We start from the raw sequence: 5,557 nt of genomic DNA, 5'->3' as shown, positions 1-5,557 counted from the left end.
AGCATGAGGAGCCTGACGATTACCTACTTTCACACGGGCAATCCGCACTATCATCGGCGTGGAGTCGTTTCACGGTCCTGTTCGGGATGGGAAGGGGTGGTACCGACACGCTATGGTCATCAGGCATGACTTGTTGTCGTAGTGCTCAGGGAGCAATACGACCAATCTGGAAGAAGTAGTTGAGAGGAAGCCTCTCTTTGGGGTTGTGTGTATCGTGCACAACACTGATCACTCAACTGTGTGCGTCCTACCCCCTTCGGGGGCGAGGTCCGCGTAAGCGCTAAAGCGCTAACGCGGACCGCGAAACACACCTGTTATAGGATCAAGCCTTACGGGCAATTAGTATCAGTTAGCTTAACGCATTACTGCGCTTCCACACCTGACCTATCAACGTCCTGGTCTTGAACGACCCTTCAAGGGGCTCGAAGCCCCGGGGATATCTCATCTTAAGGCGAGTTTCCCGCTTAGATGCTTTCAGCGGTTATCTCTTCCGAACATAGCTACCCGGCGATGCCACTGGCGTGACAACCGGTACACCAGAGGTTCGTCCACTCCGGTCCTCTCGTACTAGGAGCAGCCCCCTTCAAATATCCAGCGCCCACGGCAGATAGGGACCAAACTGTCTCACGACGTTTTAAACCCAGCTCACGTACCTCTTTAAATGGCGAACAGCCATACCCTTGGGACCGGCTACAGCCCCAGGATGAGATGAGCCGACATCGAGGTGCCAAACACCGCCGTCGATATGAACTCTTGGGCGGTATCAGCCTGTTATCCCCAGAGTACCTTTTATCCGTTGAGCGATGGCCCTTCCATACAGAACCACCGGATCACTATGACCTGCTTTCGCACCTGCTCGACTTGTCGGTCTCGCAGTTAAGCACGCTTATGCCATTGCACTATCAGCACGATTTCCGACCGTACCTAGCGTACCTTCGTACTCCTCCGTTACACTTTGGGAGGAGACCGCCCCAGTCAAACTGCCTGCCATGCACTGTCCCCGACCCGGATAACGGGCCAAGGTTAGAACCTCAAACAAACCAGGGTGGTATTTCAAGGACGGCTCCACGCAGACTGGCGTCCACGCTTCAAAGCCTCCCACCTATCCTACACAGACCGGTTCAAAGTCCAATGCAAAGCTGCAGTAAAGGTTCATGGGGTCTTTCCGTCTAGCCGCGGGGAGATTGCATCATCACAAACACTTCAACTTCGCTGAGTCTCGGGAGGAGACAGTGTGGCCATCGTTACGCCATTCGTGCAGGTCGGAACTTACCCGACAAGGAATTTCGCTACCTTAGGACCGTTATAGTTACGGCCGCCGTTTACCGGGACTTCAATCAAGAGCTTGCACCCCATCATTTAATCTTCCGGCACCGGGCAGGCGTCACACCCTATACGTCCACTTTCGTGTTTGCAGAGTGCTGTGTTTTTATTAAACAGTCGCAGCCACCAGTTTATTGCAACCCCTTCACCCTTCTGGCGCAGGCCAGTCAAGCTACAGGGGCGTACCTTATCCCGAAGTTACGGTACCAATTTGCCGAGTTCCTTCTCCCGAGTTCTCTCAAGCGCCTTAGAATACTCATCTCGCCCACCTGTGTCGGTTTGCGGTACGGTCAACGTGAAACTGAAGCTTAGAGGCTTTTCCTGGAACCCCTTCCAGTTGCTTCGCTCCCGAAGGAGCTCGCGCCACACCCTTGAATTGCGCACCCGGATTTGCCAAAGTGCCTTCTCCAATGCAGCGACCGGGACTTCCAACACCCGGACAACCTTCCGCGATCCGTCCCCCCATCGCATTTCACGTCGGTGCAGGAATATTGACCTGCTTCCCATCAGCTACGCATTTCTGCCTCACCTTAGGGGCCGACTCACCCTACGCCGATGAACGTTGCGTAGGAAACCTTGGGCTTACGGCGAGGGGGCCTTTCACCCCCTTTATCGCTACTCATGTCAGCATTCGCACTTCCGATACCTCCAGCGCACTTTTCAATGCACCTTCGCAGGCTTACGGAACGCTCTCCTACCATGCACATAAATGTGCATCCGCAGCTTCGGTATATGACTTAGCCCCGTTACATCTTCCGCGCAGGACGACTCGATCAGTGAGCTATTACGCTTTCTTTAAAGGATGGCTGCTTCTAAGCCAACCTCCTGACTGTTTTAGCCTTCCCACTTCGTTTCCCACTTAGTCATATTTCGGGACCTTAGCTGGCGGTCTGGGTTGTTTCCCTCTTGACACCGGACGTTAGCACCCGATGTCTGTCTCCCGTGATTGCACTCTTCGGTATTCGGAGTTTGCTATGGCGAAGTAATCCGCAATGGACCCTTCAACCATGACAGTGCTCTACCCCCGAAGGTGATACACGAGGCACTACCTAAATAGTTTTCGGAGAGAACCAGCTATTTCCAGGTTTGTTTAGCCTTTCACCCCTATCCACAGCTCATCCCCTAACTTTTCAACGTTAGTGGGTTCGGACCTCCAGTACGTGTTACCGCACCTTCATCCTGGCCATGGATAGATCACCTGGTTTCGGGTCTACACCCAGCGACTGAATCGCCCTGTTCGGACTCGCTTTCGCTACGCCTGCCCTAATCGGTTAAGCTTGCCACTGAATGTAAGTCGCTGACCCATTATACAAAAGGTACGCAGTCACCCCACAAGGAGGCTCCTACTGTTTGTATGCATGCGGTTTCAGGATCTATTTCACTCCCCTCCCGGGGTTCTTTTCGCCTTTCCCTCACGGTACTGGTTCACTATCGGTCGATCACGAGTATTTAGCCTTGGAGGATGGTCCCCCCATCTTCAGACAGGATTTCACGTGTCCCGCCCTACTTGTCGTACACCTAGTTCTTCCTCACTGTTTTCGCTTACAGGGCTATCACCTGCTATGGCCGCACTTTCCAGAGCGTTCAGCTAACAACGAAGATAAAGAGTACAGGCTGATCCCATTTCGCTCGCCACTACTCTGGGAATCTCGGTTGATTTCTTTTCCTGCGGCTACTTAGATGTTTCAGTTCGCCGCGTTCGCTTCACATGGCCTATGTATTCAGCCATGGATACTCCATTAGGAGTGGGTTTCCCCATTCGGACATCTCCGGATCAAAGCTTGTTTGCCAGCTCCCCGGAGCTTTTCGCAGGCTACCGCGTCCTTCATCGCCTGTGATCGCCAAGGCATCCACCACATGCACTTGTTCGCTTGACCCTATAACGGGTGTGTCTCTTGCAAGACATCCGCTACAGGTTGAGTTTTAGCGTTGTGCCGTATTCCAAAGCGATCTCTCGATCACCTTTTCATACTTGATACAATCACAACCCTGATCCACCTACCCACACACCCATCTCTAAGTGTGCTTTCGGTGAATCTCTTTACTACTTCTTCCTGATTGTTAAAGAACGACAGCCGATATAAAGCTCTGCTTCATATCACTCTGACTGGCTCAATCGCCAATGCACAACGCTCTGCAGGCTGCAGAGCGCTACGCATTGAAGATTGGTGGAGGATGACGGGATCGAACCGACGACCCCCTGCTTGCAAAGCAGGTGCTCTCCCAGCTGAGCTAATCCCCCAGTCAGACAGTTTCTCCCCAGGGGTCCCATCAAATTAGCGCAGCCACCGCAGAAACAGTGGTGGGTCTGGATGGATTCGAACCATCGACCCCCGCCTTATCAAGACGGTGCTCTAACCAACTGAGCTACAGACCCCTGAGTCTGTCCTGATTACAGCCGATAAGCGTGAGCGCTCAACTTGCAGCGCATGGCTCTGGAAAGGAGGTGATCCAGCCGCACCTTCCGATACGGCTACCTTGTTACGACTTCACCCCAGTCATGAATCCTACCGTGGTGACCGTCCTCCTTGCGGTTAGACTAGCCACTTCTGGTAAAACCCACTCCCATGGTGTGACGGGCGGTGTGTACAAGACCCGGGAACGTATTCACCGCGGCATGCTGATCCGCGATTACTAGCGATTCCAGCTTCACGCAGTCGAGTTGCAGACTGCGATCCGGACTACGATCGGTTTTCTGGGATTGGCTCCCCCTTGCGGGTTGGCGACCCTCTGTTCCGACCATTGTATGACGTGTGAAGCCCTACCCATAAGGGCCATGAGGACTTGACGTCATCCCCACCTTCCTCCGGTTTGTCACCGGCAGTCTCCCTGGAGTGCTCTTGCGTAGCAACTAGGGACAAGGGTTGCGCTCGTTGCGGGACTTAACCCAACATCTCACGACACGAGCTGACGACAGCCATGCAGCACCTGTGTTACGGCTCCCTTTCGGGCACTCCCACCTCTCAGCAGGATTCCGTACATGTCAAGGGTAGGTAAGGTTTTTCGCGTTGCATCGAATTAATCCACATCATCCACCGCTTGTGCGGGTCCCCGTCAATTCCTTTGAGTTTTAATCTTGCGACCGTACTCCCCAGGCGGTCAACTTCACGCGTTAGCTACGTTACCAAGTCAATGAAGACCCGACAACTAGTTGACATCGTTTAGGGCGTGGACTACCAGGGTATCTAATCCTGTTTGCTCCCCACGCTTTCGTGCATGAGCGTCAGTATTGGCCCAGGGGGCTGCCTTCGCCATCGGTATTCCTCCACATCTCTACGCATTTCACTGCTACACGTGGAATTCTACCCCCCTCTGCCATACTCTAGCCCGCCAGTCACAAATGCAGTTCCCAGGTTAAGCCCGGGGATTTCACATCTGTCTTAGCGAACCGCCTGCGCACGCTTTACGCCCAGTAATTCCGATTAACGCTTGCACCCTACGTATTACCGCGGCTGCTGGCACGTAGTTAGCCGGTGCTTATTCTTCCGGTACCGTCATCCACCCCAGGTATTAACCAGGATGATTTCTTTCCGGACAAAAGTGCTTTACAACCCGAAGGCCTTCTTCACACACGCGGCATTGCTGGATCAGGGTTGCCCCCATTGTCCAAAATTCCCCACTGCTGCCTCCCGTAGGAGTCTGGGCCGTGTCTCAGTCCCAGTGTGGCTGGTCGTCCTCTCAGACCAGCTACGGATCGTCGCCTTGGTAGGCCTTTACCCCACCAACTAGCTAATCCGCCATCGGCCGCCCCTGTAGCGAGAGGTCCTAAGATCCCCCCCTTTCCTCCGTAGAGCGTATGCGGTATTAATCCGGCTTTCGCCGGGCTATCCCCCACTACAGGACACGTTCCGATGTATTACTCACCCGTTCGCCACTCGCCGCCAGGATTGCTCCCGCGCTGCCGTTCGACTTGCATGTGTAAGGCATGCCGCCAGCGTTCAATCTGAGCCAGGATCAAACTCTTCAGTTCAATGCCTGTTACTGTTTTCTATTCTTCCGAATAGGTCGCTCACTCAAAGCTGACAGGTTCTCCAACTTCAAAAACCTGACTTACTTCTGTGTGAGACTCTTGATACTTTCGCCTCCGCAAGAACCCGTGCAGAACACAGTTTCCCGCGGCGCGCCTCCATCAAGCGCCCACACTTATCGGCTGTTAATTTTTAAAGATCGCATCGCACTCCGGTCCGTCGCGCTGGCTACTTCATGGTCACTTCAACCACCTTCCAGCACCGCC

Annotated in this window: 2 tRNA genes and 3 rRNA genes; all 5 read right to left on the bottom strand. The window is 53.8% G+C overall.

The annotated features are described in order from the left end of the window. Positions 1-10: 10 nt before the first annotated feature. Positions 11-124, bottom strand: a 5S ribosomal RNA gene (rrf, locus tag BWP39_RS31355). 194 nt (positions 125-318) lie between these two features. Continuing rightward, a 23S ribosomal RNA gene (locus BWP39_RS31350) occupies positions 319-3,200 on the bottom strand. 289 nt (positions 3,201-3,489) lie between these two features. Further along, positions 3,490-3,565 (bottom strand) — tRNA-Ala (locus BWP39_RS31345). 58 nt (positions 3,566-3,623) lie between these two features. Further along, positions 3,624-3,700: transfer RNA gene (locus BWP39_RS31340), tRNA-Ile, on the bottom strand. 62 nt (positions 3,701-3,762) lie between these two features. Continuing rightward, positions 3,763-5,293 (bottom strand): 16S ribosomal RNA (locus tag BWP39_RS31335). The 16S, 23S and 5S rRNA genes sit together here with 2 tRNA genes alongside, the layout of an rRNA operon. Positions 5,294-5,557 lie beyond the last annotated feature (264 nt).

The sequence above is a fragment of the Paraburkholderia acidicola genome (assembly GCF_002362315.1).
In the GTDB taxonomy this organism is placed as follows: Bacteria; Pseudomonadota; Gammaproteobacteria; order Burkholderiales; family Burkholderiaceae; genus Paraburkholderia; species Paraburkholderia acidicola.
The sequence above is the reverse complement of the archived record's forward strand: the minus strand, read 5'-3'. Positions and strand labels throughout refer to the sequence as shown.